Source organism: Fibrobacterota bacterium (assembly GCA_019509785.1).
In the GTDB taxonomy this organism is placed as follows: Bacteria; Fibrobacterota; Fibrobacteria; order UBA11236; family UBA11236; genus Chersky-265.
On the sequence record JAEKLQ010000053.1, the window covers coordinates 1 to 12325 of the forward strand.

10 protein-coding genes and 1 pseudogene are annotated in these 12325 nt (G+C 61.3%); 3 read left to right on the forward strand and 8 right to left on the reverse strand.

Annotated features, from left to right (window positions below; all coding sequences use genetic code 11):
- Positions 1–234, forward strand: a pseudogene (locus tag JF616_15910) (hypothetical protein).
- A gap of 324 nt (positions 235–558) precedes the next feature.
- Here the strand turns inward: JF616_15910 and JF616_15915 are convergent.
- Positions 559–1386 carry a hypothetical protein gene (locus JF616_15915; protein MBW8889240.1) on the reverse strand — a complete coding sequence of 276 codons (828 nt, stop codon included), beginning with the start codon at positions 1384–1386 and terminating at the stop codon, positions 559–561.
- Positions 1387–1759: 373 nt separating this feature from the next.
- Here JF616_15915 and JF616_15920 point away from each other — a divergent pair, with 373 nt between their 5' ends.
- Together JF616_15920 and JF616_15925 are read left to right on the forward strand one after the other, a co-directional pair.
- A complete protein-coding gene (locus JF616_15920; protein MBW8889241.1) occupies positions 1760–2503 on the forward strand; it encodes an OmpA family protein in 744 nt (247 codons plus the stop codon).
- A 347-nt stretch (positions 2504–2850) separates the two neighbouring features.
- On the forward strand, positions 2851–3273 hold the full coding sequence (locus JF616_15925; GenBank protein MBW8889242.1) for a hypothetical protein: 423 nt from the start codon (positions 2851–2853) through the stop codon (positions 3271–3273).
- A 26-nt stretch (positions 3274–3299) separates the two neighbouring features.
- Here JF616_15925 and lpxA read toward each other — a convergent pair whose 3' ends face one another.
- The 7 genes from lpxA to JF616_15960 form a co-directional block, all read right to left on the reverse strand.
- Positions 3300–4133 (reverse strand): acyl-ACP--UDP-N-acetylglucosamine O-acyltransferase, encoded by an 834-nt coding sequence (gene lpxA, locus JF616_15930; GenBank protein MBW8889243.1) that lies wholly within the window; start codon positions 4131–4133, stop codon positions 3300–3302.
- Positions 4134–4141: 8 nt separating this feature from the next.
- On the reverse strand, positions 4142–4618 hold the full coding sequence (gene fabZ, locus JF616_15935) for a 3-hydroxyacyl-ACP dehydratase FabZ (protein ID MBW8889244.1): 477 nt from the start codon (positions 4616–4618) through the stop codon (positions 4142–4144).
- 42 nt (positions 4619–4660) lie between these two features.
- Positions 4661–5560, reverse strand: a complete 900-nt coding sequence (locus JF616_15940) for a UDP-3-O-acyl-N-acetylglucosamine deacetylase (GenBank protein ID MBW8889245.1) — start codon at positions 5558–5560, stop codon at positions 4661–4663.
- Positions 5557–6681, reverse strand: coding sequence for a hypothetical protein (locus tag JF616_15945; GenBank protein MBW8889246.1), 1125 nt, complete (start codon positions 6679–6681; stop codon positions 5557–5559). Before JF616_15945 ends, JF616_15940 begins: the two co-directional genes overlap by 4 nt.
- Before the next feature lie 33 nt (positions 6682–6714).
- Complete coding sequence (locus JF616_15950; protein MBW8889247.1) at positions 6715–7233, reverse strand: OmpH family outer membrane protein; 519 nt, start codon at positions 7231–7233, stop codon at positions 6715–6717.
- Between the two features lie 9 nt (positions 7234–7242).
- Complete coding sequence (gene bamA, locus JF616_15955; GenBank protein MBW8889248.1) at positions 7243–9648, reverse strand: outer membrane protein assembly factor BamA; 2406 nt, start codon at positions 9646–9648, stop codon at positions 7243–7245.
- A gap of 112 nt (positions 9649–9760) precedes the next feature.
- Entirely contained in the window at positions 9761–12247 is a 2487-nt protein-coding gene (locus tag JF616_15960; protein MBW8889249.1) for an ATP-dependent Clp protease ATP-binding subunit, read from the reverse strand.
- Positions 12248–12325 lie beyond the last annotated feature (78 nt).

Here is a 12325-nt window from a genome sequence, read left to right on the forward strand (position 1 = left end):
ATCGTGAAGAAGAACCCCTTCGCGAGCATCGATCAGACCGGCGTGGGACAGCTCATGCAAATCGCCATCGAGAAGGGCCGCAAGACCCGTCCCGACATCAAGCTCGGCATTTGCGGCGAGCATGGCGGCGATCCGGAATCGGTGAAGTTCTGCCATAAGATCGGCCTGAGCTACGTCAGTTGCTCGCCGTTCCGCGTGCCGATCGCCCGCCTCGCGGCTGCCCAGGCCGCGGTGGCCGATAAGAAGGCGGGGGCCGCCAAAGCGGCTCCGGTTAAGGCCGTGAAGGCGTCGGCCCCGAAGGCCAAGGCATCGGCTTCCAAGCCTGTCAAGGCCGCGGCTCCGAAGGCGAAAGCCAAACCTGCGCCCAAGGCCAAGCCCGCGAAGGCGAAAGCCGTAGCCCCTAAGGCCAAAGCCTCCAAGCCCGCGAAGGCCACCCCCAAGGCCAAGCCTTCGTCGGCCCGGGCCAAGCGCGAAATGGCGATGGCCTAAGCCTTAGCCGAAATCCGTTCATCGATAAGGAACCGGGTGCAAGCCCGGTTCCTTTTTTTGTCCGGGAAATTATCGGGAGTCGACGTCTTCGCAGTCAATCCCGAAATCGCAGAGGAAATAACGCCCCGGATAGCGGGCGTCGAAAACGAGGTACCTACCCTTGGAGACCGGGCCTAGCCTTAAATCAGGAATCAAATCCGGAAGGTTCTTACGGGTCATCCTTTCGTCGGCGCCGAATACATAACCCAACTCAAAGCACATGACCGCAGGCCCCGACTCTGCCAGGGGCCCGGCGTAATAATCGTATGTCCTGTCTTTATTTCCCAATACCAATCGATACCGGTCCGTGAAGGATATCGTCGACAAATAGCCAATCGTGGAATCGGATCCCACTTCATTCCGCAGCGTAAACTTCTGTACGGGCGGGAGTCCGGTAATCACCGCTGAATCGATGCCGGAGGTTGAAACCACGAAAAATTCCTGGCCCGCCTTGATTGGTACGCCACGTTGGAGAATTCCGCTCCAATAGCTCGAATCTTCCCGATGGTAATCCCAGGCCAACGAGTCCCCGCGGTAATAAAAGACGATCCGCCCCGGCATCCTCTCCACCTCCGCTCGTGTCTTCCCATGCACCGGGATGGTTCCGGAATCGGCGACGCGTCCTTTGAGTAGCACGCGATAGGTGAACTCGTACTCCCCGGCGAACCGATCGGTCTCGACTTCAAGAAACGATCCCGAAGTAACGTACGGCGAAGTGGATCGGACTTTCGAGTCGCAGCTCTTGAAAGCTCCTGCCGTAAGGCAGATTTGCACGCTATCGAATTCCGTTCCGTGGGGATTTTCGACATTGAAGGATTCCGAAGGGTCGCAACTGTTTTCGTGGGTTTCATATAGCACGTCAGCAGCCGTATAGGAGGGGTGCGAAACCTCGACGGTTTCAAAACAGCCGCCGAGCACGAATACGAATGCGAGTAGGGGGATTCCATTATACTGCCGCAACCATCCTCACCGTGTTAGGGACCGTTTCCCGTAAATTTAAACCATTCCGGAATGCCAATGGTTACCAAATACACTGGTGATCGCCTCTTGGAGAACCCGATTCGCACCGAGAATATCACTTAGAGATACTGCGATCACCGCAATTTCCGCGTTCTGTCGGATGGTTTGACGGAATTTAGGGCCATTTGCATAGGGCGGCCGGGAAACGTAGTTGGACGTTAGGCCCAATCGGCGGAAACGTTTCCGCATGGACGCAACGGAGGGACTCCCCATGAGACAATCCAAACGTATCTTCGCCGCCGCCCTCGCCTTGGCCGGACTCGCCGGCCTCACCGCACGGCCGCTTGAGGCGGCCTCCGCCCCCCGCCAGGTCAATATCAAGATCCAGAACGGACAGCCCGCCGCCCCCGCGCCCGATACCGCGGCCTTGATGGAGAAGGCCCGCCAGGATTCCTCGGCTAGGGCGTCCAAGGCGCGGCAGGATTCCCTCTCCCTCGCCGATGCCCGCCGGCAATTGGACATCGAGCGATCCAAACGGAGCGAAATGGAAAACCAATTGCTCACCACGGGCCTCCTGGTTCTCGACGCCGTCTATTTCGAAACCGGCCGCACGGAGATCTCCATCAATTCCAAGCCCTACCTGGACATGCTCGCCAAGATGCTTACCAAGTATCCCAAGTTGCAAATCGAGGTGGACGGCCATACCGACAACGTGGGCGGGGACGTGTACAACCAGAATCTGAGCGAAGGAAGGGCCAAGGCGGTCCAAAGCTACTTGATCAGCCAGGCGCCCGACCTGAACGGCAGGCTGGCCGCGAAAGGTTTCGGGGAATCGAGCCCGAAGGCGGACAATCGCACCGCCGAAGGCCGGACCCTCAACCGCCGTACGGAACTCAGGGTGCTGAACAAGGAGGCCCTGGATGAGTACAACCGTTTCTCCGGAAGCGGCGGCACCGCGCCCGCTCCAACAGGAGCGCCGGCGCCCGGAAGCCATGCGGCCGGGTCCGCGGAATGAAGCGATCTTGTGGGCGTGCCGGCGAGGGTCCGGCCCGTCCATCCACCGTTCCTATTCATTTGGTTAACCCTAAAGGTAAACCTCGTTAGGTAACACGGGAGTTACGTGCGAAATCTTGCCGGCCGCCCTACGGCAAAGCCATGCGCGAGTGTAAAGGATTCCGATATCGGCTTTACCTATTCTTGACCGCGACGACCCAAACACCTTGAATCCGCCGTAATCCCGGCAAAAACCGCAAAGAACCTGGTGGGCCGGCTACTGCCTTTTCCCGGGATCCGCGCTATCCTTGGTATAATGATCAGAGGCTATTACTTTTTCCCGTCAATGCATTACAAGAGGATTCACGAGTGGGATCCGAGATCGTAAGAGGACTGGAAAACGCCTACGACTGCGGGGATCTGAACGATCTCAAGGCGTCCATCCTTCCTTTCATCCGCAATAATCGCGACAAGCTGCTCTGCTTCATCCAGGAGTTCCAGCGCATCGAGGGGCCGCGCCCCTTGGACATGCTCATCAAGATCTTCATCATCCAGCACAACATGCCCTTCGATATGGCGCAATACATGGCCCGGCAATCGGATGCCATCAAACGCGAAATAGACGGTTGCGACGATCTAGCGCAGAAGCAGCGCCAGGTGGCGGAATGGATCCGGCAGAAGGCGGAAGCCCATCGCAGCACGTCCATGTTCCAGCAAGTGTTCTGTTTCGAGAAATTGAAGGATGAGCTGATGCCGCTGATCGAGGAAGAACTCAACCTCCATCACGCCTGAACGGCGGCCCGCAAAATCCTTCTTCGCTAAAGCGGGCGCGTGAGCAGCCCGCGTTTTTGTTGGCGCAGGAAATCCGCGAGGAGGCCGCGCAAACGCCCCGCTCCCCCATCGGCTTCCGGCGCGGAGGACGGGAGGCCGGCGGGCTCAAGGCCCTCAGGCGCCGGCCTTTCCGCCGCGAAGGCGGCCAAAGCGGCGGCCTTGCCTTCGGCGGAGAAGCGGCGGTAGAAATCGCGTAGCCAGGCGGCCGGCCCGGGGCCCAGGCCCATCCGCTCCAGGCCCAAGGCATTCAGGCCGGCATAGCGCAAGGGCTCGCCGAGGGCCTTGGAGAAGGGCAGCACGTCCTTATCGACGCGCAGGTTTCCGCCTACGAAGGCCCCCGCCCCGATGGAGACGAATTGGTGGATGCCCGTCATGCCCGAGACGACCGCTCCCGGGCCCACGCGCACGTGGCCCGCCATATGGACCCCGTTCGCGATCACCGCGCGGTTCCCGATCTCGCAGTCATGGGCGACATGGGCATAGGCCATGATCAGGCAGTCCGCCCCGACCGAAGTGTAACCGCCGGCGGTGGTGGCCCGGTTGACGGTCACGTACTCGCGTAGCCAGGCCCCGGCGCCGATGCGCACGCCGGAAATCCCGCCGCGGTATTTCAGGTCCTGCGGCAGGTTGCCGAGAACGACGCCATCCTCCAGACGGACATGGTTTTCCAGAATGGTACCGGGATAGAGATGGCAAAAGGGACCGATGCGGACGCCTGTCCCGAGGGTAATGCCTTCGTCCAGGAGGGCGTAAGGGCCCACCTCGGAATCGGGCGGCAGGTCCAGGGACGGATGCACCACCGCGGTGGGATGGATTAGCATGGCGCGAATCAGACCATGGAGGCCTTGATGACCGCCTCCGCCGCGAGGTCGCCATCGATTTCGGCCCGGGCCTTTATGACGGCGAAGCCGCGGCGGTACTTATCCAACTCGCCCGAAAGGGTGAGCACGTGCCCCGGCCGCACGGGGCGGCGGAAGCGGGCCTCTTCGATGCCCGCGAAAGCCGGGCGCTTCCCGGCCGACTCTTCCGGGAAGGACAGGAAAACCAGCATGCAGCTGAGTTGGGCCAAGGCCTCGATCTGGAGCACTCCGGGCATGACCGGTTCGCCGGGGAAGTGCCCCGCGAAGAAGGGTTCGTTAAAGCTGACGTTCTTGACGCCGGCGATGGATTTCCCTTTTACGAAGGCGGTGATGCCGTCCACCAATAGAAAGGGGTAACGATGCGGCAACAGCTTGAGGATGCCCGCGTAATCGAGGATGAATTTCGGGTTTTCCGATTTCGGTAGGGATTCCGGGATATCGCCCATGGCGCTGTGCTTCCTTGCGCTAGTAGAAGGTGAGGCCCAAATCTAGCATTCGCGCAGGCGCGCCAGCAGCCGGTGGTGCGCGGAATGCCCGCCATTGCGTACCTCGATCTCGGCGCGGGGCAGGGCCAAGCCATTGAGGGCCAGATCGCCGAGCAGGTCGAGGATCTTATGCTTGACCGGTTCGTCGGGCATCCGCCAGGCCGGCTGGTTGAGCAAGGGAAAGGGTGCGCCCGACCATTCGGGATGCAGCGAGAGGACATCGCGGTATTCCGCTTCCGAGGCCGCCAACAACAGGCCCGAGTCCCGGCCGGCTCCGGTCATGAGGCCGGCCGCCAAGGCCGCGCGCCATTCCGTATGGAATGTGAAAGTGCGCGCCGGAAGGATCTCGTTCCAGGCCGTGGCCGCATCGTTCAAGGCGAAAGCCTGGCGTAACGGACCGCGTTCAAGGACATAAAGCACCCGGAAACGATCCGCGGGCCGGATGGAAAGATGGCCGTCTTCCCAGCTATCCTCCCATGCCAGGGCGCAGGGATATTCCCGCCAGACGGGCCTGCGTGCCGCGGAGGGCGCCAAGCGGGCCAGGGCTTCGCGATAAGGCAAGGCGCTGCCGTCCAGACCGGGCAATTCGGGGGCGTCCGCCCGCAGGGATAGCGGTTCCTCGGCGAAGAAGAGGAGCGCCGCCAGCAGGTGTTCCGGGGTGCCTACCGTAGCGGGGAAGCTACCCAGCACGGTGGCCCACCGGGCCGTCCGGGGCAGGCCCCCGAGGTCTTCGATCGTCTGCCCGCCCGGGAAGCCGGGGAAGCTGAACATCGGCCCGCCCGGACGCCCGTCCGCTTCCCGCAACCCGATTTCCAATCGGCATGGCCTTCCGCTATGCACCCCGGCCCCCGACAGGATCTCAGGCCGGCGGGCGGACTTCTCCGCGGCGGGATGGGAGGTCATGGGCTCCGACCGGTCCGCCGTTCGTCGATCCGGCTTTTCCGCCAAGCCGCGATGGGCCGGGCCGGGAATCCCGCCACCACCGAACCATCGGGAAAATCCTTGGTGACGCCGGAACAAGCGGCGACCGAAACATCGGCCCCCAATCGTAAATGCCCGTCCACGCTGGCGGCGCCGCCCAAGCGCAGCCGCGCGCCGGCTAGGGTCGAGCCCGCCACCCCCGACTGCGATGCCAGCAGGCAATCCTCGCCGAGCGTCACGTTGTGGGCGATTTGGACATGGGAATCGAGCTTGCAACCTTGGCCCAAAAAGGTCGGGTGCAACACGCCGGCGGCCACCACCGAGTTGGCTCCGATAAAGCAACCGTCCCCGATGCGGACCCCGGCGGGATGGGGCATGGGAAGCAGTTCGGCCCGCGCGGATCCGACGGGTAAGTCCCGGGCGGACAGGGGCCGGGCGGCCGAATCCCGGGCCGCCATCGGCCGGGCGTAGAATCCGAAACCGGCGCAGCCGATCACGACCCCGGGCTGGATCTCGCAAGCCCTCCCGATATGGCAATGCGCCTCGATCACCGCGTTGGCCCCGATACGGGTTCCCCGGCCGATGAACGCGCCCTTGGCGATATAAGCTCCCGGGCCCACGTCCACCCCGCCCTCCAAGACGCCTTCCACGACGGCCGTCGGGGCGATCCGGTTTTCTCCGCCGGGGGGGAAGGGGGATTCCCGTTCCCATCGATCGCCCCAGGCGGAAAGTAAAGCGGCGAGGGCGGCATGGGCCGAGCGGATTCGGAGGACGGGAATATCCAACGGCGGGAGGTGAACGTCCGCTTCCGCGGCTATCAATGCGGGCCGGGACGATAGGTTGCCGCTTGATGCCGTCGCCGCAGGACTCGTAGGCGACCCATCCACCGGGGATTTCGCCCAGGCCTCGCGTACGGACAAACGGGTACGGGCTCCCACGCAAACCAGGGAGCCGAACTCCGCGCGCTCAGGCGCGCAGAGGGATGCGATCGGGAAATCAAGGGAAGGAGGAAGATGAAAGGTCGGGACCAAAAATGGGCCCAAGAGGGCCGCGACCTCGGACCCGAGCGGCAAACTCCCGGTATCCGCGCGTCTCAGCCGCATGCTTCCTCCGGGAACGGGTTCCTTCGGAACCTGCTACTTGGCCTCTTTGTTCAGCGCGTCGATGACCTTTTGGGTCAGGTCGTTGTCCTTCTTCCAGTAGACGACGGCCCCGGCGGCGCGATCGAATACCATATCGTAGCCTTCCTGGTTGGCCACGTCCTGGATGGTCTTCTTGATCTTCTGGATGATGGGCCCGGAGAACTCCTCGTTCTTCTGGAACAGGGTGCCGTCTTTCCCGTAGATCTGCTGCACGAATTGCTCGTACTCGCTCTTCTTCTTCAGGAAGTCCGCTTCCATCTCCTTCTTCTTCTCTTCGGAAAGCATCAAGGACTGCTTATCCAGCTTGTCCTTCAGCTCCATCAGGGACTTCTGCTTGGCAGCGGCATCCTGCTCCCATTTCTGGACCTGCTGGTCGTATTGCTTCTGGGCTTTCTTGGTCTCGGCGTATTTGTCGAAAACCATTTTCGAATCCACGTGGGCTATCTTCAGGTCGGCGGCGAAAGTCGTTCCGGCCAAAAGAAGGCCCAAGAACAGGGGGGCCAATTTACGCATATATCCTCCTTAAAATCCTTGCTCGATGACGAAATTGACGACGGGCGCGTTGCCCGCCTTGGGATGGCGATCGCCGTTATAGGTTTCCACGTCGTCCAGGGGCCAACCGAAGTCGAAGCCCATGCCAAAGGGAGCCACCAAGGGGATGACCAGCCGGAAGCCGAACCCGAAATCGCGGCGCAGATCCGAAAAGTCGATTTCCTCCCAAGGATCCGGGACCGAAGCATGGGACACGGGGTTGTAGTAGCCCTGATTGGCCGGATCGTACTTCGGCAGGTTCCCGAACACGTTGCCCACGTCGTAGAAGCCCAGCAAGTAGAAGGTGTTTTCCACCACCGGATAGGTGAGTTCGGTGATGAAGGAGAAATAGCTCCGCCCGATGCGGGAGGATCCGATGCTGCCGGGATCGTACCCGCGCATCTTGCCCTGGTATCCCAGCACGCCGCCCATCTGGAACAAGTCGTAGCTCTGGATGTTGTCGCCCAAGAGCATCCCGAAGGACGAAGCGACGCCCAAGACCAGCTTCTGGACGGTGGGGAACCACCAATTCACCTTGGTTTCGATTTCATGATAATTGAAATCGCCGCCCAGCGGTCCGCCCACACGGCTGTAGATGAACCGGTAGGTCGAGCCCTCGGAGGGGAAGAAAGGCAGGTTCTTATCGTCGCGGGTGAGGGTCAGGTGCAACGACGACTCCAAGCCCGACGGAATGATTAGGGAGTTGGCGTTCGTGGTCAGACCGTTCTCGTTCTCGGTCAGGTTATACGAGCTGCTCACGGAGAAATAATCATCCGGCCAAGTGAGGCGACGTCCCAGGTTCAAGGTCAGGCCGTAACGGGTATAATCGTTCTGGTCCGCCGTGATGGCCTTCTGGAAGCTGTAGAAGACGTTGCCGCCCACCAGGGTCGGGGTATCCAGGAACCAGGGCTCCTGGAAGCCCACCGAGGCCAATTGCTTTTGCTGGCCGTACTCCAGGTTCAAATCCGCGCGCTGGCCGTTGCCCATGAAGTTGGGGATCTGCAAGCCTACCGTCCCCACCAGGCTCTCGCGCTGGCTATAGGCGAGGCCCGCCGAAACCGTTCCCGTACCCGCCTGCTTCTCGGTCACCTTCAGGACCAGGTTCACGTCGCTGGCGTCCCCGTCCTTAACCTGTTCGATGTTCGGTTCCACGTTGTCGAAGAAGGCCAGCTGCATGATATCGCGCTGGGCCCGGACGATCAGGGACTGCCGGAAGATGTCCCCCGGGAACAGTTTGACTTCGCGGCGGATCACCTTATCCTTGGTCTTGGTATTCCCGCGGATGTCCACCAGGTGGATATGCGCGATACTGTTTTCCTTGATGGTGAAGACCACGTTGACCACGGTGTCCTGGTACTCGAAACGATCCTGCAAATCGAGGAACAGGTAGCCTTCCTCGCGGTAGAGGGAGGTGATCTGGAACTTGGTGGCTTCGTACTTCTTCATGTTGAAGATCTCGCCCGAATCCAGCAGCAATTGGGCCTTCAAAGCCCCGTCCTCGACGATGTTATTGTGGATGAAGGTGGCCTTCCCGAACCTGTAGCGCTTGCCTTCCGTCACGTTGATGCGGATGTCCAGCCACTTCTTGTCCGGGGTATAAGTGATCTTTTCGCCTTCCACGGCCGCGTCCAGGTAACCCAGTTCGCGGTAATGATCGACCAGGGAATCGAGGCCTAGGCGGTATTCGTCTTCCTTGTACTCCCCGTCGCGCCACCAGCGCTCTTCCTTGGTGGGCAGCTTCTTGCGCAATTCCTTGTCGGAAACGTGGGGGTTCCCGGCGAAGGTTATATAACGGACGCGGACTTTCTTGCCTTCGCTGACCTTGAACGTCACCGTCTTCCGGCCCGTGCTTTCTTCCACGCCCTCTTCCACGTCCACCTGGGCCAGCAAATAGCCCTTGCTATGGTACTTGTCGAGGATCTTCTGCCGGTTGCGCTCCACCGCGCTGCGGGAATAGACCTGCCCATCGAGCAAATCCATGACCTCTTTCAGGTCATCGGTCTTGATCTTGTCGTTCCCTTTGATCTCCGCTTTGGCCAAGGTGGGCAGCTCGGTAACCACGAAAGTGAGGATGGCGCCTTCCACCGAATCCGGATAATCGATATCGACGCGGATGTCGGAGAAAAGGGCCAGCTTATTCAGGGCGGTGACCGAGGCCGAAACCCGTTGGCGCAGGACCGGGGGGAGGTATTCCTCGCCTTTTTCGATCTGCAGGGTGCGGAAAATGAGGGACTTGTCGACCGTGTGGTTGCCCTCGATCTTGATGTCCACGATCTTGACCTCTTTGACCGGGCTGTGGAAGCCCGGGCCGTTGAGCTGCTGCGCGCCCGCGGGTACCAGGAGAAACAGGCCAAAGAGCGGGAAGAGCAAAGCGCGTAGCGTCTTGGGGATGGTCAAAAGGCCTTCCTGAGGTTTTGGAAACCGGAATAACATAGCAAAAAGGGCGCCGGGGAACATCCCGACGCCCTTCATGAGTTTTCCGAAAGGGGCCGCCTTAGGCGGCCCCCGCTTACTCGCCCTTCACTTCGGCGGGTTCCTTCTCTTCCTTCTTCCCGGTCTTCGAAGGGCCGGGAGTGAAGGTCAGTTGATCGCCTTTGCGGCTGACCTTGAGCAGGGAATTGTCCGTGATCTTGCCGCGGAGGATCTCCTCGGCGAGCGGATCCTCGATCAGCTTCTGGATGGCGCGGCGCAACGGCCGGGCTCCCAGCTGGGGATCGAAGCCCTTCTCGACGATGAGGTCGCGCACCGAGTCCGAGATCTGGACCTTGATGTCGCGGGGGCCCAGGCGGGTTTCCAGCTCGGCGATGAGGATATCGACGATGCGGCCCATATCCTTCTTCTCCAGGGACCGGAACACGACCAGGTCGTCCAGGCGGTTCAGGAACTCCGGGTTGAAGGTGCGCTTCACCTCTTCGCGGACCATCTTCTCCATGCGTTCGTATTCGCTGTCGGTATCGTCCTTGCCGAAGCCGAGGCCCACGCCCTTCTTGATATCCTTGGCCCCGAGGTTCGAGGTCATGATGATCAGGGTGTTCTTGAAGTTCACCTTGCGGCCGTAGCTATCGGTCAATTGGCCGTCATCGAGGATCTGCAACAGGATGTTGAAGACGTCCGGATGGGCCTTTTCGATTTCGTCCAACAGGATCACGGAGTAGGGCTTCTTGCGCACCTTTTCGGTGAGCTGCCCGCCTTCTTCATAGCCGACGTACCCGGGAGGCGCGCCCACCAGGCGGGAGACCGCGAACTTCTCCATGTACTCCGACATGTCGATGCGGATTAGGGCTTCTTCGGTCTCGAACAGGAAGCCGGCGAGGGCCTTCACGAGTTCGGTCTTGCCCACGCCCGTCGGTCCCAGGAAGATGAAGCTGCCCATGGGCCGCTTGGTGCTATGCACGCCCGAACGCGAGCGGCGGATGGCCTTGGAGATCACGTCGATGGCGCGTTCCTGGCCCACCACGCGTTGGCGCAGCTCGGTTTCCATGTTGAGCAAGCGTTGGCTTTCCTGGTTGGCCATCTTAGCCAATGGGATGCCCGTCATCTTGGCGACCACTTCCTGGATGGCTTCCTCATCGACGATCAGGCGCTCTTCGCGCTTCTGCTCGCGCCACTTCTTGCGCATCTCTTCCAGTTCGGCCTTGAGGCTTTCCTGGGTATCGCGCAGCGAGGCGGCGGTTTCGTAATCCTGGTTCTCGACCGAGGCTTCCTTCTCCTTCACTACGGCCTCGAGCTCGAGCTCTTTGGCGCGCAGTTCGGGAGGGATGGACAAGCTGGCCAGGCGCACGCGGGCGCCGGCCTCGTCGATGATGTCGATGGCCTTGTCCGGCATGAAGCGATCGGAAAGGTACCGGTCCGACAGGCGGACGGATGCGTCCAGGGCTTGTTCGGTATAGGTGACCTTGTGATGCGCCTCGTACTTCGGGCGCAGGCCCTTGATGATCTGGAGGGTATCGGCGAGTGAGGGCGGGTCGACCAGGATGGTCTGGAATCTGCGTTCCAACGCGCCGTCCTTCTCGATGTACTTGCGGTACTCGTCCAAGGTGGTGGCGCCGATGCACTGGAACTCTCCGCGCGACAGGGCGGGCTTGAAGATGTTGCTGGCGTCGAGCGAACCTTCGGAACCGCCGGCGCCCACGATGGTGTGCAACTCGTCGATGAAGATGATGACGTTGTCGTTCTTCTGCAGCTCGGTCATCAGGGACTTGAGGCGTTCCTCGAACTGGCCACGATATTTGGTGCCCGCGACGATGGAGCCCATGTCGAGGGTGACGACGCGCTTGGATTCCAGGATCTCGGGGATGTTCCGCTCGATGATCTTCTGGGCCAGGCCTTCGACGATGGCGGTCTTGCCCACGCCGGGTTCGCCGATGAGCACGGGATTGTTCTTCTTGCGGCGCGACAGGATCTGGATGACGCGCTCGATCTCGGGACCGCGGCCGATGATGGGATCGAGCTGGCCCTGGCGGGCGAGCTCGGTCAGGTCGCGTCCGAAATGATCGAGGAAGGGCGTCTTGCTCTTCTTGCGCGAACCGGCGAAGTCGGTGCCGCTCTGGGCGTCGCCGCCGCGGAGCACGCGCTCGATCTCTTCCTTCACGCGTTCGTACTCCACGCCGATGCTCGCGAGGGCGTTGGCGGCGGCGGACTCATGGTCCTTCATGAGGGCGAGCAGGAGATGCTCGGTGCCGATGTACTTGTGGCTCATGGAGCGCGCTTCCTGCGCGGCGATCTCCAGCACCTTCTTCGCGCGGGGCGTGAAGGGGATCATCTGGCCGATGGTCATCATGCCGCCCGAAGAGCTGATCGACTTCTCGATGTTGCGGGCCAAATCGTCGAGATCGATCCCGAGATTCTTCAGCACCGCCACCGCTACGCCGTCGCCTTCGCGGATGAGACCCAGGAGCAGGTGCTCCGTGCCCACGTAGTCATTCCCCAAACGCACGCTCTCTTCGCGCGCCAGTTGCATGACCTTCTTCACCCGATCCGTAAACATGCCGTTCATTGTTTGCGCTCCGTTGGGCCGGCGCATTCCGGCCCGCTCACATCCCTGTTTAAAATACTTGCCTTCCCCCGAAATCCC

Coding starts and splice junctions, on each gene's coding strand:
- JF616_15945 (MBW8889246.1), bottom strand. CDS start 6,681: ATGCGGCTGAGACGCGCGGATACCGGGAGTTTGCCGCTCGGGTCCGAG.
- JF616_15960 (MBW8889249.1), bottom strand. CDS start 12,247: ATGAACGGCATGTTTACGGATCGGGTGAAGAAGGTCATGCAACTGGCG.
- JF616_15940 (MBW8889245.1), bottom strand. CDS start 5,560: ATGACCTCCCATCCCGCCGCGGAGAAGTCCGCCCGCCGGCCTGAGATC.
- JF616_15950 (MBW8889247.1), bottom strand. CDS start 7,233: ATGCGTAAATTGGCCCCCCTGTTCTTGGGCCTTCTTTTGGCCGGAACG.
- JF616_15920 (MBW8889241.1), top strand. CDS start 1,760: ATGAGACAATCCAAACGTATCTTCGCCGCCGCCCTCGCCTTGGCCGGA.
- fabZ (MBW8889244.1), bottom strand. CDS start 4,618: ATGGGCGATATCCCGGAATCCCTACCGAAATCGGAAAACCCGAAATTC.
- lpxA (MBW8889243.1), bottom strand. CDS start 4,133: ATGCTAATCCATCCCACCGCGGTGGTGCATCCGTCCCTGGACCTGCCG.